25 protein-coding genes are annotated in these 23524 nt (G+C 64.6%); 12 read left to right on the top strand and 13 right to left on the bottom strand.

Annotated features, from left to right (window positions below; all coding sequences use genetic code 11):
* Nucleotides 1-149 precede the first annotated feature (149 nt).
* The 4 genes from pyk to AC1D1J_RS21185 all read left to right on the top strand — a co-directional run bounded on the left by pyk (nucleotide 150) and on the right by AC1D1J_RS21185 (nucleotide 4513).
* Nucleotides 150-1583: a pyruvate kinase gene (gene pyk, locus AC1D1J_RS21170; protein WP_477687598.1), complete on the top strand. Its 1434-nt coding sequence runs from the start codon at nucleotides 150-152 to the stop codon at nucleotides 1581-1583.
* A 417-nt stretch (nucleotides 1584-2000) separates the two neighbouring features.
* Nucleotides 2001-3065, top strand: a complete 1065-nt coding sequence (gene fba / locus AC1D1J_RS21175) for a class II fructose-bisphosphate aldolase (protein WP_477687506.1) — start codon at nucleotides 2001-2003, stop codon at nucleotides 3063-3065.
* Nucleotides 3066-3187: 122 nt separating this feature from the next.
* The gene (locus tag AC1D1J_RS21180; RefSeq protein WP_477687505.1) at nucleotides 3188-4096 is read left to right on the top strand and encodes a phosphoribosylaminoimidazolesuccinocarboxamide synthase; all 909 of its coding nucleotides are present in this window, start codon (nucleotides 3188-3190) and stop codon (nucleotides 4094-4096) included.
* A 30-nt stretch (nucleotides 4097-4126) separates the two neighbouring features.
* A complete protein-coding gene (locus AC1D1J_RS21185) occupies nucleotides 4127-4513 on the top strand; it encodes a hypothetical protein (RefSeq protein ID WP_477695787.1) in 387 nt (128 codons plus the stop codon).
* Between the two features lie 30 nt (nucleotides 4514-4543).
* Here AC1D1J_RS21185 and trxA read toward each other — a convergent pair whose 3' ends face one another.
* On the bottom strand, nucleotides 4544-5443 hold the full coding sequence (gene trxA, locus AC1D1J_RS21190) for a thioredoxin (RefSeq protein WP_477695788.1): 900 nt from the start codon (nucleotides 5441-5443) through the stop codon (nucleotides 4544-4546).
* A 167-nt stretch (nucleotides 5444-5610) separates the two neighbouring features.
* Between trxA and purE the strand changes: the two genes are divergently transcribed.
* The 3 genes from purE to AC1D1J_RS21205 are packed head-to-tail and all read left to right on the top strand — an operon-like array spanning nucleotide 5611 to nucleotide 8374.
* Entirely contained in the window at nucleotides 5611-6120 is a 510-nt protein-coding gene (gene purE / locus AC1D1J_RS21195; RefSeq protein ID WP_457282402.1) for a 5-(carboxyamino)imidazole ribonucleotide mutase, read from the top strand.
* Nucleotides 6117-7385, top strand: coding sequence for a 5-(carboxyamino)imidazole ribonucleotide synthase (locus tag AC1D1J_RS21200; RefSeq protein ID WP_477687501.1), 1269 nt, complete (start codon nucleotides 6117-6119; stop codon nucleotides 7383-7385). Before purE ends, AC1D1J_RS21200 begins: the two co-directional genes overlap by 4 nt.
* A complete protein-coding gene (locus AC1D1J_RS21205; protein WP_477695789.1) occupies nucleotides 7385-8374 on the top strand; it encodes an L-threonylcarbamoyladenylate synthase in 990 nt (329 codons plus the stop codon). The genes AC1D1J_RS21200 and AC1D1J_RS21205 overlap by 1 nt, the downstream gene beginning before the upstream one ends.
* A gap of 196 nt (nucleotides 8375-8570) precedes the next feature.
* Here the strand turns inward: AC1D1J_RS21205 and AC1D1J_RS21210 are convergent, their stop codons facing one another.
* Entirely contained in the window at nucleotides 8571-8834 is a 264-nt protein-coding gene (locus AC1D1J_RS21210; protein WP_457282398.1) for a SemiSWEET transporter, read from the bottom strand.
* Nucleotides 8831-10336 (bottom strand): D-alanyl-D-alanine carboxypeptidase/D-alanyl-D-alanine endopeptidase, encoded by a 1506-nt coding sequence (gene dacB, locus AC1D1J_RS21215; RefSeq protein WP_477695790.1) that lies wholly within the window; start codon nucleotides 10334-10336, stop codon nucleotides 8831-8833. Before dacB ends, AC1D1J_RS21210 begins: the two co-directional genes overlap by 4 nt.
* 176 nt (nucleotides 10337-10512) lie before the next feature.
* On the opposite strand from dacB, the gene tsaB reads away from it, so the two are divergent.
* From tsaB to AC1D1J_RS21230, 3 genes are read left to right on the top strand one after another with little or no spacing between them, the layout of a single operon-like run.
* Nucleotides 10513-11268: a tRNA (adenosine(37)-N6)-threonylcarbamoyltransferase complex dimerization subunit type 1 TsaB gene (gene tsaB, locus AC1D1J_RS21220; protein WP_477695791.1), complete on the top strand. Its 756-nt coding sequence runs from the start codon at nucleotides 10513-10515 to the stop codon at nucleotides 11266-11268.
* Nucleotides 11265-11744: a ribosomal protein S18-alanine N-acetyltransferase gene (rimI, locus tag AC1D1J_RS21225; RefSeq protein ID WP_477687497.1), complete on the top strand. Its 480-nt coding sequence runs from the start codon at nucleotides 11265-11267 to the stop codon at nucleotides 11742-11744. The genes tsaB and rimI overlap by 4 nt, the downstream gene beginning before the upstream one ends.
* On the top strand, nucleotides 11741-12523 hold the full coding sequence (locus tag AC1D1J_RS21230) for a uracil-DNA glycosylase family protein (RefSeq protein ID WP_477695792.1): 783 nt from the start codon (nucleotides 11741-11743) through the stop codon (nucleotides 12521-12523). Before rimI ends, AC1D1J_RS21230 begins: the two co-directional genes overlap by 4 nt.
* 7 nt (nucleotides 12524-12530) lie before the next feature.
* Here AC1D1J_RS21230 and AC1D1J_RS21235 read toward each other — a convergent pair whose 3' ends face one another.
* The 3 genes from AC1D1J_RS21235 to AC1D1J_RS21245 form a co-directional block, all read right to left on the bottom strand.
* Nucleotides 12531-13421, bottom strand: a complete 891-nt coding sequence (locus AC1D1J_RS21235) for a DMT family transporter (protein WP_477695793.1) — start codon at nucleotides 13419-13421, stop codon at nucleotides 12531-12533.
* Nucleotides 13422-13755: 334 nt separating this feature from the next.
* Nucleotides 13756-14535: a hypothetical protein gene (locus AC1D1J_RS21240; RefSeq protein ID WP_477695794.1), complete on the bottom strand. Its 780-nt coding sequence runs from the start codon at nucleotides 14533-14535 to the stop codon at nucleotides 13756-13758.
* Nucleotides 14536-14556: 21 nt separating this feature from the next.
* On the bottom strand, nucleotides 14557-15453 hold the full coding sequence (locus AC1D1J_RS21245; RefSeq protein WP_477695795.1) for a cupin-like domain-containing protein: 897 nt from the start codon (nucleotides 15451-15453) through the stop codon (nucleotides 14557-14559).
* A gap of 199 nt (nucleotides 15454-15652) precedes the next feature.
* Here AC1D1J_RS21245 and pyrF point away from each other — a divergent pair, with 199 nt between their 5' ends.
* Nucleotides 15653-16492, top strand: coding sequence for an orotidine-5'-phosphate decarboxylase (gene pyrF / locus AC1D1J_RS21250; protein WP_477687493.1), 840 nt, complete (start codon nucleotides 15653-15655; stop codon nucleotides 16490-16492).
* A 171-nt stretch (nucleotides 16493-16663) separates the two neighbouring features.
* On the opposite strand, the gene AC1D1J_RS21255 is transcribed toward pyrF, so the two are convergent.
* A complete protein-coding gene (locus AC1D1J_RS21255; RefSeq protein ID WP_477687492.1) occupies nucleotides 16664-17308 on the bottom strand; it encodes an NAD(P)-dependent oxidoreductase in 645 nt (214 codons plus the stop codon).
* A gap of 99 nt (nucleotides 17309-17407) precedes the next feature.
* Here AC1D1J_RS21255 and AC1D1J_RS21260 point away from each other — a divergent pair, with 99 nt between their 5' ends.
* Nucleotides 17408-18346, top strand: coding sequence for a LysR family transcriptional regulator (locus AC1D1J_RS21260; protein WP_477695796.1), 939 nt, complete (start codon nucleotides 17408-17410; stop codon nucleotides 18344-18346).
* Between the two features lie 18 nt (nucleotides 18347-18364).
* Here AC1D1J_RS21260 and AC1D1J_RS21265 read toward each other — a convergent pair whose 3' ends face one another.
* The 6 genes from AC1D1J_RS21265 to AC1D1J_RS21290 all read right to left on the bottom strand — a co-directional run bounded on the left by AC1D1J_RS21265 (nucleotide 18365) and on the right by AC1D1J_RS21290 (nucleotide 23523).
* Complete coding sequence (locus tag AC1D1J_RS21265) at nucleotides 18365-18811, bottom strand: acyl-CoA thioesterase (RefSeq protein WP_457282388.1); 447 nt, start codon at nucleotides 18809-18811, stop codon at nucleotides 18365-18367.
* A 28-nt stretch (nucleotides 18812-18839) separates the two neighbouring features.
* Nucleotides 18840-19811: a dipeptidase gene (locus AC1D1J_RS21270; protein WP_477695797.1), complete on the bottom strand. Its 972-nt coding sequence runs from the start codon at nucleotides 19809-19811 to the stop codon at nucleotides 18840-18842.
* A gap of 73 nt (nucleotides 19812-19884) precedes the next feature.
* Nucleotides 19885-20649, bottom strand: coding sequence for an ABC transporter ATP-binding protein (locus AC1D1J_RS21275; RefSeq protein ID WP_477687596.1), 765 nt, complete (start codon nucleotides 20647-20649; stop codon nucleotides 19885-19887).
* A gap of 23 nt (nucleotides 20650-20672) precedes the next feature.
* The gene (locus AC1D1J_RS21280) at nucleotides 20673-21521 is read right to left on the bottom strand and encodes an ABC transporter ATP-binding protein (RefSeq protein WP_477695798.1); all 849 of its coding nucleotides are present in this window, start codon (nucleotides 21519-21521) and stop codon (nucleotides 20673-20675) included.
* Nucleotides 21518-22432 carry a nickel transporter permease gene (gene nikC, locus AC1D1J_RS21285; protein ID WP_477695799.1) on the bottom strand — a complete coding sequence of 305 codons (915 nt, stop codon included), beginning with the start codon at nucleotides 22430-22432 and terminating at the stop codon, nucleotides 21518-21520. Before nikC ends, AC1D1J_RS21280 begins: the two co-directional genes overlap by 4 nt.
* Nucleotides 22429-23523, bottom strand: a complete 1095-nt coding sequence (locus AC1D1J_RS21290) for an ABC transporter permease (RefSeq protein ID WP_477690221.1) — start codon at nucleotides 23521-23523, stop codon at nucleotides 22429-22431. Before AC1D1J_RS21290 ends, nikC begins: the two co-directional genes overlap by 4 nt.
* Nucleotide 23524 lies beyond the last annotated feature (1 nt).

Consider the following 23524-nt stretch of genomic DNA (forward strand, 5'->3'; position numbering starts at 1 on the left):
GTTTGCAGGTTCAGGGCGCGACACGCTGCATGCAACGGGCCACCCTCCGGCTTCTGGCCAATACCCCGGCTGCGGCGGTGGCTTGGTAACCGCTGTGTAACTCATTCGTGTAAAAATAAGAAACTAAATTACAGGAGACAGACATGAAGATGCAGCGCCGCGGCACCAAAATCGTTGCCACCCTTGGCCCCGCCTCCAGCGATCCGGCCTTGCTGGAGCAGATGATTCGCGCTGGCGTCAATTGCGTGCGGCTGAATTTCAGCCACGGCACGGCGCAAGACCACATCGACCGTGCCAGGCTGGTGCGGGAGGCCGCCACCCGCGCCGGGCGCGAGGTCGCCATCATGGCCGACCTGCAGGGCCCGAAAATCCGTGTCGGCAAATTTGCCGAGGGCAAGGTGCAGCTCGAGCAAGGCATGAAGTTTGTGCTCGACGCGTCCCGCACCGAGCTGGGTGACATCAATGGCGTGGGCCTGGACTACAAGGAACTGCCGCGTGACGTCAAGGCCGGTGACACCCTGCTGCTCAACGACGGCCTGATCGTCATGACTGTCGACAAAGTGAAGGGCGAGCAGGTCCATGCGACGGTCAAAGTCGGCGGCGTGTTGTCCAACAACAAGGGCATCAACAAGCAGGGCGGCGGCCTGACGGCGCCGGCACTGACGGCCAAGGATATGGAAGACATTCGCACCGCGATGAGTTTCCAGGCCGACTATGTCGCGGTAAGCTTTCCGCAGAATGCCAGTGACATGGAAATGGCGCGTCAGCTGTGCAACGTGGCCGGTGCCGAGCACCGCCACAAGCCGGGCTTGATCGCCAAAATCGAGCGTGCCGAGGCGATCCCCAATCTGGAAGCCATCTGCAGGGCCAGCGACGGCATCATGGTCGCGCGCGGCGATCTGGCCATCGAGGTCGGCAATGCCGCTGTGCCGGCGCTGCAAAAACGCATGATCAAGATGGCCCGTGAGCTGGACAAGGTGGTCATCACCGCGACCCACATGATGGAGTCGATGATCACCAACCCGGTGCCCACGCGCGCCGAGGTCAGCGACGTGGCCAACGCGGTGCTTGACGGCACCGACGCCGTCATGACCTCGGCCGAGACCGCCGCCGGCCGTTATCCGCTGGAGACCATCATCGAGATGGCCAATATCTGCGCTGAAGCCGAAAAAGCCGAGGACGTGAAACTGGACGCCGACTTCACCGGCATGACCTTTGACCGCATTGACCAGTCCATCGCCATGGGCGCCTTGTTCACGGCCCATCACCTGGGTTGCAAAGCCATTGTGGCGCTGACCGACTCGGGCTCTACGGCGCTGTGGATGAGCCGCCACCGTATCCATATCCCTATCTACGCACTGACGCCCAAACTGACGACCCAGCGCAAGATGGCGCTGTACCGCAATGTCAGGCCGCTGCTGATGGACCAGAGTGTCGAGCGCGATACCGCACTCGGCGATGCCGAGGCGCATCTGAAAAAACGCGGCATCGTCGAAAGCGGTGATATCTACGCTATCACCTGCGGTGAACCCATGGGCGCGCCGGGCGGCACCAATATGCTGAAGATCTGCAGGGTAGCTTGAGCCCCCACGCTTTTCACTTCGTGTAATGCGCTGCCCCCCGAGGGGGCCGCCCGCCCTACGGCCCGGCAAAGCCGGTTCCGGGGCTCATGCTGGTATGAAGAATTCAGGGCGCAACTAGCGTGGGGTATTCCACCAGGGGGGCCGCGGGTCCGGCTTCGCCGGCCCCAGGCGCCGCCCCCTCGAGGGGGGAACAGGCTACACGCAGTGAGCCTGGACGGGGGTGGACGATGCTTACACGCCGTTACGGCATGCATTCAGACACAAGTTCGGTTATCCCACCCTATTCGGGTAAACGTTAGAATCAGGGCTTCGGTTACTTCGTGGTTACGGGCGTTTCCAGGCGGCTTTTACGCCGCACGGCCCTCGCGAGGAACCCGCCTTTTGGCAGTGTTTTTCTAACTTCTGGGGATATCACACATGGCACTCGTTTCTATGCGCGAGCTGCTGGACCATGCGGCAGTCAACGGCTACGGCATTCCGGCTTTTAACGTCAACAACCTTGAGCAGGTGCAAGCCGTGATGGAAGCGGCCAAAGAGACCGGCGCGCCCGTCATCCTGCAGGCCAGCGCAGGCGCCCGCAAATACGCCGGTGAACCCTTCATCAAACACCTGATCGAGGCGGCCATCGAGATGTATCCCAACATCCCGCTGGTCATGCATCAGGACCACGGCCAGAACCCTGCCGTTTGCCAGGGCGCCATCGACCTTGGTTTTTCGTCCGTGATGATGGACGGCTCGCTCGAAGCCGACGGCAAGACCATCGCCAGCTATGAATACAACGTCGAGGTGACGAAGAAGGTCTCGCAGCTGGCCCACAAATACGGCGTTACCGTCGAAGGTGAGCTCGGCTGCCTGGGTTCGCTGGAGACCATGAAGGGCGACAAGGAAGACGGCCACGGCACCGACGCCACCATGACGCGCGAGCAGCTGTTGACCGACCCCGAGCAGGCCGCCGACTTCGTCAAGCGCACGCAAATTGACGCGCTGGCGATTGCCATTGGCACCAGCCACGGCGCCTACAAATTCACCCGCAAGCCCACCGGCGACATCCTGGCGATTGACCGCATCAAGGAAATCCACAAGCGCATCCCGAGCACCCACCTGGTGATGCACGGCTCGTCCTCGGTGCCGCAGGAAATGCTGGCTGTCATTCGCCAGTACGGCGGCCAGATGAAGGAAACCTACGGCGTGCCCGTCGAGGAAATCCAGGAAGCCATCAAGCACGGCGTGCGCAAGATCAACATCGACACCGACATCCGCCTGGCCATGACCGGCGCGGTGCGCAAGTTCCTGGCTGAAAACCCCGAAAAATTCGATGCCCGCGAGTGGCTCAAGCCCGCCCGCGAAGCCGCCAAGGCCCTGTGCAAGCAGCGCTACATCGAATTCGGCTGTGAAGGCCAGGGCGCCAAGATCAAGGGCGACAACCTGCAGGTCGTGGCTGCCAAGTACGCCAAGGGCGAGCTGGCCCAGGTCGTGCATTAAAAAGCACCGAAAATTCCCGCGGCCCGCCCGCGCGGATTGGCGATAATTCAAAGCCCGTGGACTCTTCCTGAGTCGCGCGGGCTTTTTACTTTGACTCACCTTCGTTACGCTTCGCCCCCACCATGACCCAAGCACTCCATACCTCCGCCCTGACCTCCCTGCCCCTGCTGGCGCGCGGCAAGGTGCGCGACAACTACGCCGTGGGCAAGAACAGGCTGCTGATGGTGGCCAGCGACCGGCTGAGTGCGTTCGATGTCATCCTGGGTGAGCCGATTCCCGGCAAGGGCGCGCTGCTTACGCAGATGGCGCTGTTCTGGTTTGGCAAGCTCGGCCACATCTGCCCGAACCACCTGACCGGCGAGACGCCAGAAAGCGTGGTCACGCCGGCCGAGGTGCCGCAGGTCGTGAACCGCTCCATGCTGGTCAAGCGCCTCAAGCCCATCCCGGTTGAAGCCGTGGTGCGCGGCTACCTGGCCGGCAGCGGCTGGAAGGAATACCAGGAGAGCCAGGCCGTCTGCGGCGTACCGCTACCCGCGGGCCTGAAGAACGCAGGCAAACTGCCCGAGCCCATCTTTACACCGGCCGCCAAAGCCGAAGCCGGCGAGCACGACGAAAACATCAGCTACGAGCAGGTGGTGAAGGTCGTGGGTCCCGAGCTCGCCGCGCAGATCAAAAAGATCAGCATCGAGATCTACAGCACCGCTGCCGCCTTCGCCCTCACCAAGGGCATCATCATTGCCGACACCAAGTTCGAATTCGGGCTCGACGAAGACGGCACGCTCACGCTGATGGATGAAGTGCTGACGCCCGACTCCTCACGCTACTGGCCGATTGAGGGTTACGAAGCTGCCTACGCAGCAGGCCTGAACCCGCCGAGTTACGACAAGCAGTTTGTGCGTGACTGGCTGGAAAGCGTACGCATCAACGGCAAGCCTTGGGACAAAACGCCGCCCGCGCCGCACCTTCCGGCCGATGTGGTCGCCAAAACGGCCGCCAAATATCAAGAGGCCTTGGCCCGCCTGACGGCCTGAACCGCCGCTACGCTCAGCGCAGGACGGCCAATGGTTGAGTTCATCGCCGAGATCCTGATCGAGGGCGTGCTGACTCTCTTCTCGGAGTTATTCAACCTCGGGCTGCGCAAATCACTGCGCACACGCCCAGAGGCAGACCCGTTGGGCGACCTCCTGGTGGGGGTGGCGCTCGGGTTTGCACTGGGACTTGCCAGCGTCTATTTCATTCCCCTGTTGGCTTTACGTGAACCCATTCTTCAATGGCTCAACGCTTTGCTCAGCCCGCTGCTGGCCGCGCTGTTGATTCTGCTGTGGCGAAGAAACCGGCCCAGGTCCGCTGCGCCGGGCGCGGCGCCATGGTCCGGGCGCGCCATTGTGTTTCAGGCCTTTATGGCCGGCATGGCGTTTAACCTCAGCCGGCTTTTGTTTGGGCACTAAAGCCCGCGGCAAGCCGGCCCCGGCGACGCCTTAGCTCAACACGACGCTGCTGAGGCGCCGGCGATACGTAGCCACGGTCGCATCTTCCGGCGGAATCTGCCCATCGGCCACCTTGGGTTTGGGCGCTTCCATGACGTCGAGCACGGCGATGTAGGTCTTGCGGGCCAGGTCTTCGTTCCAGGTCTTGTCGCGCATCAGGATTTCCAGCAACTCGTCCAGCGCCTCGGTCCAGCGCTGCTGTGCGATGAGCCAGCGGGCTTTGTCAAAACGTGCTTCGAAGTCGCGTTTGTTGGCCGCAATCTTTGCATCAAAACCGGTTGCGGCGCCCACCCCATGAGCGCCGGTAGCTACAAAATCCATAGCATCCATCCAGCGCTTGAGCGAGTCAAATCGCCGCACCACCGTGGTTTGCGCAATCACCGGTGCGAATGCCACCTTGGCGTCGTCTTCGCGGCCCAGCTGCAGCAAGAGCTTCACATAGTCAAATCGGGCGTTGTCGTCGGCCGGGTTGGCGGCGACGGTATGTTGCAGTTTTTCGAGCACGGCGGCAGGGTCGGTGCTTTCTTCCTCGAGCGTCAATTCAGGCTCTTCAGCCTGCTCCTCAGCCGGCGGCAAATGCTTGTCGAGGAATTCCTTGACCTTGCCTTCGGGCAGGGCGCCGGCAAAACCGTCCACCGGCTGGCCGTTCATCATCAATATGCAGGTTGGGATGCTGCGGATGCCGAAAGCGGCACCGAGTTGCTGCTCCTGGTCGGAGTCGATCTTGACCAGCTTGAAGCGGCCGGCGTATTCCACCTCCACCTTCTCAAGAATCGGGCCCAGCGACTTGCAGGGGCCGCACCAGGGCGCCCAGAAGTCGATCAGCACAGGCGTGGTCATGGATGCGGCAACGACTTCCGCTTCAAAGTTGGCAATGGTGACGTCGATCATGGTCTGGCAGAGTTGGGGTATCGGGGCCGGTTTTCAACCCGGTCGGCGCAGCTGGACGCCTGGGAGGCAAGAGCGTAGCACGCACGGCACGGCCCTAGCGGTGGCCTGCCCTTAAAATCAGGGGTTACGGGCAAGCAGCCTGCAACCCCGGCCTTGAAGGTCCCCGCATGACAACAAGCAACAATTCGGCAAAACCCCTGGTAGGCGTGGTGATGGGATCCAGCAGCGACTGGGAGACCATGCAGCACGCCGTGCAGATCCTGACGCAGTTCGGCATTGCGCACGAAGCCCGGGTGGTGTCGGCCCACCGCATGCCCGACGAGCTGTTTGCCTATGCGGAAGGTGCCGGCGGACGCGGCTTGCAGGCCATCATTGCCGGCGCCGGCGGCGCAGCGCACCTGCCCGGCATGCTGGCCGCCAAAACCACCGTGCCGGTGCTCGGCGTTCCCGTGGCCAGCAAGCATTTGCAGGGCGTGGACTCGCTGCACAGCATCGTGCAGATGCCCAAGGGCATTCCGGTCGCCACCTTTGCCATCGGCAATGCCGGCGCAGCCAATGCCGCCCTGTTCGCGGTGGCCATGCTGGCCCTGCACAACCCGGCGCTGGCCGCCCAATTGCAGGCTTTCCGTGCAGAGCAAACCGCTGCCGCGCACGCCATGACGCTGCCGCCCGCATGACCGCCTCCGCCTCTTCCCGGGCCGCCTCCAGCCTGCCGGAGTTGCCTATTTTTCCCGGCACGGCCTCGGCCTCCGGCCAGCCCGCTACCCTCGGCGTGATGGGCGGCGGCCAGCTGGGCCGCATGTTTGTGCATGCCGCGCAGCGCCTGGGTTATTTCACGGCGGTGCTGGACCCCGATCCGCAAAGCCCCGCGGGCCTGGTGAGCCATCACCACATCCAGGCCGGCTACAGCGATGAAAAAGGGCTGACCCAACTGGCCGCACTGTGCGCCGCCGTCACCACCGAATTTGAAAACGTGCCCGCCGGCGCGCTGCAGGCGCTGGCCGCCAGCCGGCCCGTGGCACCTGGCGCTGCCGCCGTGGCCATCGCGCAAAACCGCATCGAGGAAAAATCCCACTTCACCGCCAGCGCTGCCGAATCCGGCGTGCTGGCCGGCGTTACCTGCGCACCCTACGCCGTGATTGAAACAGCCGGGCAGCTGAAGGCTGTGCCGGCCGGCTTGCTGCCCGGCATCCTCAAGACGGCACGCATGGGCTACGACGGCAAGGGCCAGGTCCGCGTCAAGAATGCGGACGAACTGGCCACCGCCTGGGCCGGCCTGAAGCAGGTGCCCTGTGTGCTCGAAAAAATGCTGCCGCTCAAGGCCGAGTGCTCGGTCATCGTGGCGCGCGGCTGGGACGGCAGCGTCGTGGGCTTTGCGCCCCAGTTGAACGTGCATGTCGACGGCATTCTCGCGGTGACGCAGGCTTATGAAGGAAATATGCCCGCAGCGCTTGCCGATCGTGCGCAAGCAGCTACCAAAACCATAGCAAAACACATTGACTATGTCGGCGTGCTCTGCGTCGAGTTCTTCCTGGTGGACGACGGCAGCGCCGATGGCGCGCTCATCGTCAATGAAATGGCGCCACGCCCGCACAACAGCGGCCACTACACGATGGACGCCTGTGACGTGTCGCAGTTCGACCTGCAGGTGCATGCCATGGCCGGCCTGCCGCTGCCGCAGCCGCGCCAGCATTCTCCCGCCATCATGCTCAACCTGCTGGGTGATGTGTGGTTTGACGCCCATGGAAAGATGCGCACGCCCGACTGGCAGGCCGTGCTGGCACTGCCCGGCACGCACCTGCATCTCTACGGCAAAACCGAAGCCCGCACCGGCCGCAAGATGGGCCATCTCAACATCACGGGCCCCGACGTCGCTTCAGTCAAGGCCGCAGCGCGCCAGGTTGCATCCATCCTGGGCCTGCCCGGCCTGGACCCCCTCTGATGATTCTTCCCGGTACGGACCCTGAGGCCATTCTTGAAGCCGCACGCCGCATCCGGGCCGGCGGGCTGGTGGGCTTCCCGACGGAGACGGTGTACGGCCTGGGCGCCGACGCTTCCAGCGATCAAGCCGTCGCCGGCATCTTTGAAGCCAAGGGCCGTCCGTCCGACCATCCGCTCATCGTGCACGTGGCCGATGCGGCGCACGTAGACGCTTACGCCAGCAGCGTGCCGCCGTTTGCCGCGCGCCTGATGAAAGCCTTCTGGCCCGGGCCGCTCACCGTGATCCTGCCGCGCAAGGAAGGCGTGGCGGCGGCCGCGGCTGGTGGCCAGGATTCCATCGGTCTGCGCTGCCCCTCGCACCCTGTCGCGCTGGCTTTTCTGAAGGCTTGCGACACCGGCGTGGCCGGCCCCAGCGCCAACCGTTTCGGCCGCATCAGCCCCACCACCGCGCAGCACGTGCAGCAGGAATTTGGCGACAGCCTGCTGGTGCTCGAAGGCGGGCCCTGCGATGTCGGCATCGAGTCCAGCATCGTCGACTGCACGCGCGGGCGCCCCGTGCTGCTGCGCCCGGGCATCCTCACGCGCGCGCAACTCGAGGCCGCGTGCGGTGAAGCCGTGCTGGGGAAAGACGAATTCGAGCAAGAGGCTCTGGGCGATGCGCCGCGTGCTTCCGGCACGCTGGAAGCGCATTACGCGCCCGATGCCAAGGTGCGCCTGATGGACGCAGGCCCCATACAAACCGCACTCGATTTGCTGGGCGCCGACGCGGCCCACATCGCCGTGTACGCGCGCAGCATCGTGCGCATCAAGTCCGACAAGGTGCTGTATCGCCGCATGCCCGACGATGCGCTGGCCACCGCGCAGCAGCTGTTTGCCGTGCTGCGCGACTTTGATGCCAAGGGCGTCAAGCTGATCTGGATTGAAAACCCGCCGGCGGCCGCCGAGTGGGATGGCGTGCGCGACCGGCTGGGGCGCGCTGCCGCGAGCTGAGGCGCCCTTCCCGGGAGGCCGCTAGGGCGGTTGCCCAAATTTCGGGCATTGTGGCGCAATGCCGCGCCAAGCGGTGTTTTCGTCCACAAGTCCCGCCGCCATCAACAGCCTTGTCCACAGGCGGCAGGGATAACTTGCAGGCACATTGATGAAGCATCCGTGCCTGCCGCGCTGGGCGTGTGTGGGACCGGGCTATTCAGTCACCGCGTCCGTACACCAGCTTCATCACCAGAATGGCCAGCGCCAGGCCCAGCGTGACCGCGTTCGCCAGCACGATGGGCCAGGCGCCCGCCAGCACGCCGTAGGCCAGCCACAGTGCCACGCCAACCGTAAAGGCGCTGTACATCGCCAGTGAAATGCCGCTGACATCGCGGCTGCGAAAGGTCAGCCAGGCCTGCGGCGCAAAGCTCGCCGTGGTCAGCACGGCGGCCAGAAAGCCCACGATGTCTGTTGCGTTCATCGCTTGCCCTCCTTGACGGCCCATTCCAGCATGGCATCCAGTGCCGGGCGCGCAGCGGGCGCGTTCGGGTGGTTGATCAGCCCCACCACGATGTAGCGTGCGCCGCTGTCGCCATTGGCATAACCGGCAACCGCGGTCACGTCGCGCAGCGAGCCGGTCTTGACGAAAGCCAGCCCGGCCACCGGCCTGGCGCGTTCGCGCATGGTGGCGTCGGTGCCGGCCACCGGCAGCGAATCGGCGAGATCGGCGGCAAAATGGCTTTTGGCGGCATGCTGCAGCAGGGCCGACAGGCTGGCGGCGCTGATGCGTTCATCGCGGCTCAGGCCCGAGCCGTTGTCCATCACCGGGGGCGTGCTGCCGGGCAGGCTTTTGCGCCACCAGGCGGTGAGCGCTGCGCGCGCAGATTCAAGCGTGCCGGCCTTGGGCTGGCCCAGGCCGGCCCAAAGCCCGAGTGTCAAAAAGAGGTGCTGGGCCATGATGTTGTTGGAGTATTTGTTGACGTCGCGCACCATTTCCAGCAGTGGCGGCGACTGGTATTCAAACCGCACTGCGGCCTTTTCGCCCGAGAGGGTGCCGCTCCTGCGCAGCACGGCCAGCTCTGCCGGCGTGGCGTCGCGCACCGTTCCCGTCAGCAGGCCACCCAGTTGCCGCCACGACCCTTCGATGGCGCGCGCCGCAAAGCTCACGGGGTCGGCATAGGCGCTGGGCCACACTTTTTCGCCGCAGGCCGAAGAATAGGTACCCAGGAATTCGATGTTGACGGGATTTTCAACACTGGCGCGCAGCTCGCTGCGCCAGTCGCCGCAACGCGCCACACGCACGATCGGCACGCTCGCGCCCACCTGCACACCTGCCAGCGGCGGCTCATAGCGCACCAGCGCGCGGCCGCTGGGCAGGTCCGGCGTGAAGGTCATCACGATGGTTTTGAAATTGATCAGCAGCGCATCGGGCCGGGCGTTGTAGGGGCGCAGCGGCTCGCCGTCAAATTCGCCCGGATCGGTGGGCGGCACGCTGAAGGCGCTGCGGTCCAGCACGATGTCGCCGCGGATCGCCCGCGCCCCTCCGGCCTGCACCTCGGCCAGCAAGGCCTGCAGGCGTTCAACGACCAGCTTGGGGTCGCCGCCGCCCTGCACCACCATGTTGCCGTTGAGCAGGCCGCCCGAGGTGCTGCCGTCCAGTATCACCTTCGTCTTCCAGGTGAAGTCGCGGCCCAGCGCGTCGAGCGCCGAGTACGTGGTCACCAGTTTCATGACGGAGGCAGGGTTCATCGGCACATCGGCGCGCCAGCTCAGGCGCGGCACCGGTTTGCCGCTGCCGGCTTCCACCACCAGCATGGACACCGCATCGCGCGGCACCCTGGCGCGCGACAGGGCTTTTTCAATCGGGGCCGGCAGGCGTGCGGTTTGTGCCAGGCCGGGGCTTGCGGCCAGGGCTGCCATGGCCGCCAGGGCAGCCAGCGCAACAGTGTGTGTCGTGCGCGGGCGCAGCAAGTCGTGGGTCATGCGGGGATTATCGCGGTTGAGCGTTCTGCAAGGCGCTGCCGGTGGGCGCCGGGGTGGCCGGCCATTGGCGCGGATAATCAGGGCTTACCCATCGGCCCCAGCCTCCGGGTACCCGCAGATTGCTATGAATTTAATAGCTGCTTGCGCCTGATATATAAGGGCTTGAGCCCGATTTAATGCCTGAACTTGTGAAATTCCTCGCTTTTGACACCAGCACCGACCGCATGTCCGTGGCGCTGACCGACGGTGCGCACGTCTGGCAGCACAACGGCCCAGGCGGCGCGCAGGCTTCCACCACGCTGATCCCCGCCATACTGGCGTTGCTGGCCGAGGCTGGCCTGGCGCTGGGCGAGCTGGATGCCATCGCCTTCGGGCGCGGCCCCGGCTCCTTTACCGGCCTGCGCACCGCCTGCGCGGTGGCGCAAGGCCTGGCGCTGGGCGCCAACCAGGGCGCCGGCATTCCCGTGCTGCCTGTCGACACGCTGATGGCTGTGGCTGAAGAAGCGCGCTTTCAGCAGCAGGGTGATGGCGAAGCGTCCCTGCGCGTCACCGCACTGCTGGATGCGCGCATGGACGAAATGTATGTGCAGGGTTTTGAGTTCAGCGGCGGGCACTGCCGGGCGCTGGGCGAATGCGGGCTGGTCCGGCCTGAAAACCTGGTGCCGGACACTGCGGCCGGTTTGTTCGCGGGCAATGTTTTCGCGGTGTACGCCGGGCGTTTGCCGGGCGGCCTTGCGGCATTTGCACAGGCCGAGGCCCTGCCCACGGCCACCGCCATGCTGCGCCTGGCGCCGCAGCTGGCTGCTGCCGGGCTGTGCGTCAGCGCCGACCTCGCCCTGCCGCTCTACGTTCGCGATAAAGTAGCGCTGACCACCGAAGAGCGCGACCAGGTCAAGGCCGCCAAACTGGCGGCCGCCCCACCCCTTTCATGAACGCCATCCTCAAGCCCCTCGAAGCCCAGTTCGAAGCCATGACACCCGCATGGCTGGATGAGGTGGTGCGCGTGGAAAAAACCGCGTATGACCACCCCTGGACGCACGGCAATTTCAACGATTCGCTCAACGCCGGCTACCAGGCGCAACTGCTCACTGCCGGCAATGCGCCCGACGCCGTGCTGCTGGGTTATTTCGTGGCCATGAAGGGCGTTGACGAAGTACACCTGCTCAACATCACCGTGGCCCCCGAACACCAGCGCCAGGGCTGGGCCCGCATCATGCTGGATGCGCTGGCCCTCTGGTCGCGCGGAGAGGGCGCGCAGTGGTTGTGGCTGGAAGTGCGCGTGAGCAATGTGCGGGCCAAGGCCATCTATGAACGCTACGGCTTTCGCCACGTCGGCACGCGCCGCAACTACTACCCGGACGGCGCTTCCACGCGCGAAGATGCGGTCGTCATGAGCCTGGCGCTATGAGCCTGGACCTCGACAAACGCCAGCGCGCCATGCTGCGCGAAATGGGTGTGCGCGTGTGGCTGCCGGTTGCCGCTGCGCCTGCTGAAGCTGCCGCTGCTATTGATTTGGTAGCTGCTGGCGCACGGTCAGTAACGCCTGCAAGTGAATTTGATCAAAAAGTCAGTGCGCCTTCCACGTCCGCTGGACCGCGAGAGGTTGCGCCGCCCGTGCGGCCCATGCAGGCGCCGGCTCGCCCGCAGGCCGAGGCGCGCGAAACCGCTGCGCCCGGCACGACGGCAGCGTGGCGCATGGGCGACGCGCAAGCCCTGTATGCCGACGCCGCCCATGCTGAAGGCGCACGCTGGCTGGTGCTGGCCGAAACGCCGGCGGCTGCACTGCAACGGGAGCCTTTCAACCCCTTTGAAGGCGATGCCGGCAGGCTGCTTGACAACATGCTGCGCGCTACGCGGCTGCACAAGGCCGGCATGGTGCTGCTGGCGCCGCTGGTCCGGCAGGCGGCATCCGGTGCGGGCGCCGGCCTGCCCGAAGCGCTGCCCGCCCTGGTGGCCAGCGCGCAGCCTGATGTCGTGCTCGTCATGGGCCGCCTGGCCGCGCAGGCGGTGTTGCAATCGACAGAGCCTTTCGGCAAACAGCGCGGCCAATTGCACAGCCTGCATGGAGCCCGCATGGTCGTGACCTACGACGCCACCTATTTGCTGCGCAACCCGGCCGACAAGGGCAAGGCCTGGGACGACCTGTGCCTGGCCATGAGTTTGGTCGTTACTCCCGGCGTCGCCTGATTTTCCTTCAGGCCTTTTCAGGTACTGTGCGGCTGGGCGCCAGCACTGAAGCAATCGCCACCACCATCAGCACCACGGCAGCCCAGTCTTGCCAGTGCAGCACTTCGCCCAGGCCCAGAGCGCCTGAAAACACCCCGAGGATGGGAATCATCATCACGCTCAGCGTGGAAGCCACCGGCGGCAGCGCGCGCGCCAGCGTGAACCACGCCGCATGCGCAAAACCGAAGATCAGCACCGCGTTGTAAAGAATCGCGCCCCAGGTCGTGGGCGAAGGTGCCTTCCACTGCGGCATCTCAAACACGACACCCAACACGGTCAGCATCACGGCGGTCATCACCGTCATCCAGAACGACAACGTCAGCGTCGCGGCCGGTATCGTGGTCTTGCGCAGCAGCTGCGTGCCCAGCGCCCACACCGCGGCCGCCACCAGCGCGCACAGCACACCCAGGGGGCTGCCCGACAGGTTGGTCATTTCATTCCATAGCAGTAGCGCCACGCCCAGCGCGGCGGCCGCCACACCCAGCCAGTTGCGGGCTTTTAGCGTCGCGCCAAAAAACCAGGCGCCCAGCAGCGCCGAAAAAATCGGCATGGTGTAGCCCAGAATCGCCGCGCGGCCGCTGCTCAAGTTTTTGACGGCGAGGATGATCAGTGCATGCCAGACAAACATGTTGGCCGCAGCCAGCCAGAAGAGCTCACGCCACCTGCCCCGGGGCACCCCAAACGGCACCTTCAGCACCACCATGGCGATGCCCAGCACCGGAATGCCCAGCCAGATCGACATCGCCCGAAACGTCAAGGGTGGAAAGTCCGCAATCCCCAGTTTCATCACCGGCCAGTTCAGGCCCCAGACCAGGGTGAGCAGAACCAGCAGGATGAGTTGGCGTTGGGAGAGTTGCATGGAACTATTGTGCCCCCACGCTTTTCACTTCGTGTAATGCGCTGCCCCCCGAGGGGGCCGCCCGCCTGCGGTCTGGCAAAGCCGAAATTGGCACACCCCTATCGGGCTCACTGCGTGTAGCCCTTTTCCCCTTGCAGGGGACGGTGCCTGCGGCCCGGCAAAGCCGGTTCCGCTGCACCCGCTGGCTTGAACAATTCGGTGGGTACGACCAGTGATGAAGGTATTTCACCAGTGAGGGCCGAGGGTCCGGCTTCGCCGGTTCCACGGCTCATACTGGGTTGAAGAATCGGTGGCGTAACCTGCCCGGCTGGGCTGCGCACCACGGGTTGAACGGCTACGCCGCCTCTGGCTCAGCGGCAGACCCTGTTCGTGCGGGCACCCCGTCGTCTTCTGGAATGGCATAGCGTGGCGCCAATGCTGCAAGCGACCTCAACACCGGGACGGGTACCAAGCGAAATAGCGGCGTCAGCCAGGGATATGGCACTCTGGATTTCAGAATGGCGCCGTAATCACACGAGGCTTCGTGGGGGAAGTAGTTCTCACGCACGGCCACAAGCTCACAAAACCCCTTGCCGTGGTAGTAGCGCAGCTGTGGATCAACCGGCAAACCGGCTCGCGTAGCCCGTGCATAGGCCTCTACCGATGCGCCTGGTTTACGTTGCAAATGACGCTTGAGCCCGGGCATGGGAGAGCCCAGAAACACTTCACGATTGCCGCATTTCACCGCATACAGATAGTTAAAAGCGATCAGCTGCAAGGCAGCGCCGGCATCCACGCTGGTCAGGCTGATGCCGAACAGGCAGTTGGAGGCGTGCTTATTCTTCGGCACCTTGCCGTCCAGAGCGGCACTCTTTTGCCAGTCGCCCGGGTTGACCCACTCCGCCTCCGTGGTGGGCTTGCAAAAGAGCGACGCCAGCAATTCACCCGTTTCTGCGCAAAATGCACCCCCGCTCAAATCGGGATGCGCGGCAATGCGTGATCGAAAGTCTTCTGCGGTGGCTTGCTGCTCTTGCGTCCATTGCTTGCGCTCCAGATCCAGCAAGGACGGAATATCGCCGATACGCAAATTGCGGGTGATGTAGCTGCGCTTTTTGATGGTCGGTTTGGTTGTCATGGGTAACGGTATGCGCGGGTGTTAAAGGAGTTGATTGCCCGGAACTACGGGTGCTGGTGGTGGGTGTGCGGTACCCGAATGGCAGGAGCAATTGCGAGTGCCCGATGGCTGGAAGTCATGCATCAGCTGCACAGCACCTGTGGCGAGCCACAATCCAACGACTCGTGCCTTGCTGCCGAAAAATCCGCTCAGAAAAATGCTGGCTTGCAAATTCACCACCTCATGCCACCAACCACGAGGCACGTAGATGGCATCACCCGGATACAGATCGACAGCAAACAGTGCGTCTGCCGGCACATCGCTTTGTGCCAGATCGCGCATGCCCACCGATGCCAGTTTGGCCCAGCGGTCATACTTCTGCGAGATCGCACCCAGGTGCTCCACGGTGCCGGGGCGTGCCAGGTAAAAGCGTTTGACTCCGCGCGTGAGCACCGCCAGGTTGTCCAGCAAGTCGTAATGCAAACCTGTGTGGGCACCTTGCGGGCCAATCCATGCGCTGCTGGAGACGATGTTGCCTGGCGGGAATAATGCGTCTTGCTGCACGTCCTGGCGCAGTGAGGGTATCTCCTTGAGCAGATCAAACTCTTTGAGGTAGCCGATATGCGAGCCTTCTTCCTGCGCGGCTGTCTGCAACTCCAGTTGTGCCACATAGTGGTCAAGTGTGGACGTCACAAACCGGGTACTGGACCTCTCCCGATTACCCACCACCAAAGTCACAGGCCTGGCCCCGCCCAGATGGGCAAGGTGCTGAAATGTCCAGCGCTCCAGCGCTGCCCAGTTGCGCCCCATGCCCCGCAAAACAACAGGGCCATGACCTATCCACTCATGCCCCTGGGGAGACACCATCTCCGGCACGGCCCCGAGCCTGGAACGAGGTATCTCCAGCGGGCATTCGCCTTGACTGATCCGCAAATTCACAACGACCTCCAGCACTTGCAATGCGGTGATCGTAAAAATTCACTGTGAAATCCTGATGACGCTAGCGCTTGTTTTTTGTTGCGTCGTGTAAAACGCCAGACAAGTAGCCACTGGCGACAATCGCGCGTTTGGCATACAGGGGGTTCTCCATCAGGGGCACGGTGCAAGCTGCGGAGATCGTGGGAGCTTAAAATGGGACATGACTTTTCTCGACATGCTGGGCGCCGCAGAACGCCAGAACAGCTCCATGCTCTGCGTCGGCCTGGACCCTGAACCCACGAAATTCCCCGGCAAGCTCAAGGGCGACGCCAACAAGATCTACGATTTCTGCGCGGCGATTGTTGACGCCACTGCCGACCTGGTGATTTCCTTCAAGCCGCAAATCGCCTACTTCGCCGCACACCGCGCCGAAGGCCAGCTTGAACGCCTGATGGAACACATGCGCCGCGTGGCGCCGCAAGTACCCATCATCCTGGACGCCAAGCGCGGCGACATCGGCAGCACGGCGGAGCAATATGCCAAGGAAGCCTTTGAGCGCTACGGTGCCGACGCGGTGACGCTCTCGCCCTTCATGGGGTTTGATTCGGTGGCACCGTATTTGAAATACGAAGGCAAGGGCGCTTTCCTGCTGTGCCGCACCTCCAACCCCGGCGGCGACGACCTGCAGAACCAGCGCTTCGCCTCGATTGAAGGTCAGCCGCTGCTGTACGAGCACGTGGCGCGCCTGGCGCAAGGGCCGTGGAACCTCAATGGCCAGCTGGGTCTGGTGGTGGGGGCGACTTATCCGGCCGAGATCGAACGTGTGCGTTCAGTCGCGCCTACCTTGCCCCTGCTGATTCCTGGTGTGGGGGCGCAAGGCGGCGATGCGGTGGCGACCGTGAAGGCGGGTTGGCGCGCTGGTGCGCCCATCATCGTGAATTCGTCGCGCGCGATTATTTATGCCTCTTCAGCGGATGATTTTGCGGAGGCTGCCCGGCGCGAGGCGGTGAAGACTCGGGATGTGCTGGAGGCGGCTCGGGGTGAGGCTCTGAAGCTGTAGTCTTTCTTGTTCCAGCGCTTTTTGCTGAGTGTTGCTGGCCGGGCTACCCCCGGCCAGCAACCCTCAGCAAAGACCGCAAACACCGAAACAACAACAACCAAAAAAGAAAATAGCTATTAATTTAGGAGCTGCCTGCGCCCGTCCCTATTGGGTGTAAGGCCAATAAGACGATTAATTGGCAACCGTGAACCGGCGCCGAACATGCCGCGCGTTTTCAATCTCGTCCACGATGGCCACAGCCAGGTCAGGCACCGAAATACCGGCTGGCTTGTCACCCTGGCCAGGCAGCAGGTCGTCCGCGCCCAGCCGGTACTTGCCGGTACGTTCGCCAGGCGCCAAGCCAATGGGAGGCGAGACAAAGCTCCAGTCCAGTGAGGTTTCGAGCTTGAGCTGGTTCAGCGCCTGGCGTGCGGCGAGCGCGCCCTGCTTGTATTGCGCGGGAAACTCCGGCGTGTCCACGAGCTGCAGGCCGGGCGCCACATACAGGCTGCCGGCGCCACCCACCACGAGCAGGCGTTTGACGCCCGCCTGCTTGACGCCGCTCACGATGGCTTGGCTCGCCTCAAGGTGCAGGTCGTGGATTTTCGGCTCGCTCCAGCCCGGGTTGTAGGCGCTGATGACAGCATCGTGGCCCGCTGCCGCTTTGGCCACCTGGCCGGCATTCAGTGCGTCGGCGGCGACCACGGTCAGGCCGGTTTGCGGGGTGACTTTGCCGGGGTTGCGGGCCAGCACGGTGACCTTGTGGCCGCGGCTCAGCAGCTCGGAAAGAATAGGTGCGCCGATAAAACCTGTGGCGCCGATCAGTGCGATGTTCATAAAAAACTCCTGTGGGTGAAAAGAGCCTCCAGTGTCATTACTTCACAACAGTCTGAATAGACGGCAAAATTCGCTAACACTGTGAAGTAGAGCTAACTAATGAGCGATAAATCCATGGACCAGCTCAAGCGCATGGCCATTTTTGCCGAGGTGGTTGCCAAAGGGTCCCTGACTGCGGCGGCGCGGCAGCTGGGCATGACGCCTTCGGCCGTGAGCCAGCATTTGCGGCAGCTTGAGCAGTCGCTCGGCCTGGCCCTGCTGCACCGGTCCACCCGGCGCCTGACGCTGACAGAAGCGGGTGAGCGTTACCACGCTGGTTGCGCTGCCATGGTGGCGGCTGCGCGCTCGGCGGAACAGGCGCTGGTGCGGCTGCGCGACGAACCCGAAGGCGAGCTGCGCCTGGCCGCGCCGGCCGGCTTTGGCAGCCTGCTGGCAGCGGCGCTGGCGCCGCTGCGCGGCTACCCCCGGCTCACGCTGCGCCTGCTGCTGGACGACAAGCTGGTGGACTTGATCGGCGAACGCGTGGATATCGCGGTGCGCGTGGGGGAGCTGGCCGACTCCAGCCTGGTGGCACGCAAGCTGGGCGATATGACGCGCCAGCTCTGCGCCTCGCCGGCCTACCTGGCCGAACGGGGCTGGCCCGCCACGCCGCAGGACTTGCTGCGCCACGACTGGCTGGCCAGCAAACCCAACAGCAGCAACAGCGCGGACATGTTGGAGCTGCTGGGCCCGTCCGGCGAACGCGAAACCCTGAGGCTGGAAGGCCGGGTGCAGGCCTCGCAGGTGACGGCGCTGCATGCGCTGGCCATAGCCGGCTGGGGCATCAGCATGGGTGTGAGCGAGGACGACCGCAAAGCGATGGCCGAAGGCCGCTTGCTGCCGATACTGCCGGGCTGGCGCATGGCGGATGTTCCGGTCTACGCCGTCACGCCGCGGCGCGGCGAGCAGCCGGCCAAGGTGCGCTACACGCTGGAGCTGCTGGCGGCCTGGTTTGGCGGCGGGCAGCCCGGGGCCAGGCCTGTTGCGGACGCGGCCTGAACACCAGTGTGCGGCGGCTCAGGTCAGTTGCATGGAGCGCGCGGCATCCAGGTGCGCCTTCACACGCTGGGCCAGCGCGACGTCGCCGGGGGTCTCTGGCCGCCATTCCTGGGCGGGCAAGGCCTTGCCGTCCAGGTCTACGGCGACAAACACCACCAGGCATTCGGTGATGACCTGCATCTGTCCGACTTTCATGTCGCCGGCGCGCACTTCCACCGAGATGTTCAGGCTGGTCGTGCCGGTATAGGCCAGGCGGGCTTCGACTTCGACCAGGTCGCCGATCATGATGGGGCGCTGAAAACGTATGCTGCCCACCGACACGGTGACGCAATAGCGTTTCGCCCAGCTGGTGGCGCAGGCGTAGCCGGCTTCGTCAATCCATTTCATGACGGTGCCGCCGTGCACTTTGCCGCCGAAGTTGACGGTGCTGGGTTCGGCCAGGAAGCGGAGGGTGATGGAGGACATGGAGGCTGCCGGTAGTTTTACGAGGTTCTCATGCGTGCTGCCAGGCGATGCCGGCGACACGCATCATATTGTCGCCCATCACGCCTTCGATCTCGGTTGCACCCAGGCCCACCCGGCGCAGCGCTTCGGGCAGCAGTTGCCAGGTTTCAACCGGTGTGTAAGTCATGCGTTGCACGGCGCGGTCGTAGCCGGCAGACCTGGGCCACCAGTAGGTGGGGTCGTAGTCGCCGGGCGGGTTGTCATTGAGCTCGTCCTGCCGGAAGCTGATGTCCAGGCCGATGCCCGCATGCTGCGCGCCGACCAGGCCCGCCACATAGGCCACATGCCGCGCCATGTCGTCAGCCGTTGGCGTGCGCGTACCCAGGAAGGCGGAGACGCCCGAGACGCACACCACGCCGCCGGTCGCGGCGCAGGCGCGTATCTGCTCGTCGGTGATGTTGCGCCCGTGCTCCACCAGCGCAAGCGGGTTGGCGTGGCTGAAGATCACCGGCTTGGCCGAGGCGGCCATGATGTCGAGGCTGCAGCGGCGGCCGGTGTGCGAGCAGTCCATCAAGAGGCCCGCCTCGTTCACTGCCTGCACCATGCGCACACCCAGCGGCGTGAGACCGCGTGCTTCGTCGTGGCAGCCGTCGGCCACGCTGTTGTTGCGGTTGTAGGCGAAATGGATTTGCCGCACGCCGAGGTCGCGATACAAGTTCACCATCTCGGGCCGCTCCTGCAAGGGCATCGCGCCTTCCAGGTCAAAGCCGATGGCAAGCTGGCCCGCCGCTGCGGCCTCGCGGATCTCATCCACACTGGACACCAGTCGCAAGCGCCCGGGGTCCGCGGCGATCTTCGCGCGGAAGGCCGCAATGACCGCCATGACTTGCGCCACCGGGTTCATGTCCATGCCGACATTGACGGACACATAGTTCACGCCCGCGGCGCGCAACGCGTCCATCGGCGAAAAATTGGCTGCCGGGTGCAATGGCAGGCAGGCGTGGGCTTCCCAGTGGATCATGGCGTGGCGTGTGGTGTTGAAGAGAAATTAAAGCATGCGGCGCTGCGGCACGCCAGACCTGCCTGGTAACGATTTACGCCGTGGCGGACACATCCGCCGCTGCGCGGCGTTTGAACCCGGTGGAGGCTTCCATCAGGCTCAGCGTATAGGCATTCGTGACTTTGTGTGCCGCCAGGTCGGCCGCAGGCAGCATCTCCACCGTCTGGCCGCGTTGCATCACCATCAGCCGTTCACACAGATGCGTGACGACGGCCAGGTCGTGGCTCACCATGACGAAGGTCAGGCCGCGCCTGCGGCGCAGTTCTTCCAGCAGGTTCAGCACCTCGGCCTGCACCGAGGCGTCCAGTGCCGAAGTGGGCTCGTCCAGCAGCAGGATTTGCGGCTCGAGAATCAAGGCGCGCGCAATCGCGATGCGCTGACGCTGCCCGCCCGAGAGCTGGTGCGGGTACCGAAAGCGAAAGCCCGTGCCCAGGCCGACTTCTTCCAGCGCACGTTCGATGCGCGCTTCCGCATCGCTGATGCCGTGGATGGCCAGCGGCTCGGCGAGGATGCGGTCTACCGTATGGCGCGGGTGCAGCGATCCATACGGGTCCTGGAACACCATCTGCACCTGCCGCCTGAAGGCCTTGCTGCCGGGTGCGCTGTCCTGGCCCAATAACTTGACCGTGCCGGCCGTGCGAGGCGCCAGGCCGCAGATGGCGCGCAGCACGGTGGACTTGCCGGACCCCGATTCGCCGACGATGCCGAAGCTTTCGCCGGGGGTCACGATGAAGGAGGTATCGGCGACGGCGACAAAACTGTCGTACACCACGCGCAGGTTGCTGACTTCCAGGCCCAGCGATGCGGATGAAGCCACGGCGTTCACAGCGCCCACTCCGGTTGCCTGTCCAGCGTCGCCAGCGGATGCGTGGACGCGCCCAGCTGCGGCAGGCAGGCCATCAGGCCGCGTGTGTAGGGATGCTGCGCGTTCGCGAGGCCGCCGGCGGCCAGCTCTTCCACCACGCGGCCCGCATACATCACGAGGATGCGGTCGCAGAAGGTGGACACCAGCCGCAGATCGTGCGAGACCAAAATCAAGCCCATGCCGCGCTCAGCCACCAGCGTGTCGAGGATCGACAGCACCTGCAGTTGAACCGTCACGTCCAGCGCCGAGGTCGGCTCGTCGGCGATCAGCAGGTCCGGGTCGGCGATGAGCATCATCGCGATCATCGCGCGCTGGCCCATGCCGCCCGACACCTCGTGCGGGTAGAGCTTGTAGACGCGCGCCGGGTCGTCGATGCGCACGGACTCCAGCGCGGCGAGGGCACGCTTTTTGGCTTCCGCCGACGACACCCGGGTATGGGCTTGCAGCGTCTCCACGATCTGCGCGCCAATTGTCATGACGGGGTTCAGCGAAAACTTCGGGTCCTGCAACACCATGGCGATGCGGCCGCCGCGCAGTTCGCGGCGTTGGGCGGGCGGGCAATTGAGCAAGTCCACGCCGGCGAACTCAAGACGCTTGGCGCTGATGCGACCCTCCGGTGCGGTCAGCCCCATGATGGCGCGGCCGGTTTGTGATTTGCCGGAACCCGACTCGCCCACGATGCCCAGGCGCTCGCGGCCGAGCGTGAAGGACACGCCGCGCACGGCCTCAGTCATGCCGCCGTCGCGGCGCGGAAAGCTCACGCGCAAGTCGTCGACCACCAGCAGGGGCCTGTTGGCGCCCGTCATTTGGCGGCCTTCGGGTCCAGCGCATCGCGCAGGCCGTCGCCCAGCAGGTTGAAGGCCAGGCTCACGACAAAAATCGCCGCACCGGGCGCGGCCGCCACCCACCACTGGTCCAGCACATAAAGGCGGCCATTGGCGATCATCGCGCCCCACTCCGGCATGGGCGGCTGTGCGCCCAGGCCCAGAAAACCCAGCCCGGCGGCGGTCAGGATGATGCCGGCCATGTCCAGCGTGACGCGCACGATCACCGACGACACGCACAACGGCATGATGTGGCCCAGCACGATGCGCCAGGGCGAGGCACCCAGCAATTGCACGGCCGCGATGTAGTCGGTCTGGCGTATCGTCAGCGTCTCGGCCCGCGCCATGCGCGCATACGGCGGCCAGGAGGTGATGGCGATGGCGATCACCGCGTTCTGGATGCCGGGGCCCAGCGCCGCGACAAACGCCAGCGCCAGGATGAGACGCGGGAACGCCAGGAAGATGTCGGTGATGCGCATCAGCACTGCGTCGACCCAGCCGCCGGCATAACCGGCCACAGTGCCGACGATGAGGCCGAGCGGCGCGGCCAGCACCGCCACCAGAATCACCACCATCAGCGTGATGCGCGAGCCGATGATGATGCGTGAGAGGATGTCCCGCCCCTGGTCGTCGGTGCCGAACCAGTGCGCCCACGAAGGCGGCAGCAGCCGTGTGGTGCGCAGGTCGCCGGTGTAGGCCGAATACGGCGCCAGCAGGTCGGCAAAAATCGCCACGAGGACCAGGCCCAGCACGATGAAGAGGCCCAGCATGGCCAGACGGTTGCGCGAAAAATCGTGGCAGCCGTGGTACATGCGGCCCATGAAGGCCTGGCGGCGCGAGGCAGGGCGGTCGGTGCTCAGCCAGTCGCGCAAAGATGCAACCTTTGAAGTCATCGGATTCGCGTCCTTGGGTCCAGCAATTTGTACAAGACGTCAGAGAGCAAGTTCAAGCCCACAAAAATCGAACCCACCACAATCGTGCCGCCCAGCACCGCATTCATGTCGGCGTTCTGGAGCGAGTTGGTGATGTAGAGACCCAGGCCCGGCCAGGCAAAAACGGTCTCGGTCAGCACAGAGCCCTCGAGCAGACCCGCGTACGACAGCGCGATCACCGTGACCAGCGGCACCATGGCGTTGCGCAGCGCGTGGCGCCAGATGATGCGCGACTCCGACAGGCCCTTGGCGCGCGCAGCAATCACGTATTCCTGCGCGAGTTCATTGAGCATGAAGGAACGCGTCATGCGGCTGATGTAGGCCAGCGCGAAATAGCCGAGCAGCGAAGCCGGCAATATCAGGTGCGAAAACACATTGCGAAAAGCCTCCCACTCGCCGGTCATGGCCGTGTCGAGCAGCAAAAGCCCGGTGATGGGCTTGAGTGTGTACTCATAACTCACGTCGATCCGGCCCGGCCCGGAGACCCAGCCCAGTCGCGCATAAAACACCACCAGCGCCATCAGCCCCAGCCAGAAGATGGGCACCGAATAGCCCACCAGGCCGATCACGCGCACCACCTGGTCCACCAGCTTGCCGCGCCGCACCGCGGCCCATACCCCCAGCGGCACGCCCAGGCCCGCACCTATCAGGATGCCCAGGCTCGCCAGCTCCAGCGTGGCCGGAAAGGCGCGCTTGATGTCCGTCATCACCGGGTTGGCCGTCAGCACCGAGACGCCGAAATCGCCCTTGAGCACCTTGCCGATGTAGATGTAGAACTGTTCATACAGCGGCTTGTCCAGCCCCAGCTCCTGGCGCGCGCGTTCGATCACGTGCGCCGGCGCGCGGTCGCCCACGATGGCCAGCACCGGGTCGATCGGGATCACGCGGCCGATAAAAAACGTGACCGCGAGCAGACCCAGGTAGGTGAGCAAAATCACCACCAGGAAGTTGCCAAAGCTTTTGGCGTGCGGCGTCAAGCGCTGGCCTGCCGTGCGCGTGGCTACCGCGCTGAGCGGTGCCACGCCGGCAGCTGTGGGGTCGGGAATGGCCAAA

It is taken from the genome of Polaromonas sp. P1_F8 (genome assembly GCF_056405635.1).